This window comes from Salinarimonas soli, from assembly GCF_008386575.1.
Lineage (GTDB): Bacteria > Pseudomonadota > Alphaproteobacteria > Rhizobiales > Beijerinckiaceae > Salinarimonas_A > Salinarimonas_A soli.
The window spans coordinates 1-285 of record NZ_VUOA01000243.1 but is presented as its reverse complement, the minus strand read 5'-3'; the positions used below and the strand labels follow the sequence as shown (position 1 = coordinate 285).

The window sequence follows — 285 nt, the reverse complement described above, 5'->3', positions numbered from 1 at the left end:
TCTGCTGACTCAGCTGCCATCATTCCCAACATGGTGAAGAAGATCGACTTGGCTCCTACTGTAGAAAGCGATGCTGCTGCAGTTCCTGAAATTAAGACTCCTGAAGCAGCCGATGCTCCTAAGTTAGCAGACAATCCTGTAGATGAGGACAAGCCTGCTGACATTTCACCTGATGCGCCGAAAGCTGAAGCTAAGTCGGCTGATGACTCTGCGACTACAGCTAAAGATGACATTCCAGTAGCACCCGAAACTAGCGACGACAAAAACAAAGAAACAAAAACCAAG

At 47.7% G+C, this 285-nt stretch carries 1 protein-coding gene; it reads left to right on the top strand.

From position 1 onward, the window contains the following. Positions 1 to 30 precede the first annotated feature (30 nt). On the top strand, positions 31 to 285 hold a 255-nt coding region (locus tag F0L46_RS27945), incomplete at its 3' end, for a hypothetical protein (RefSeq protein ID WP_497850435.1).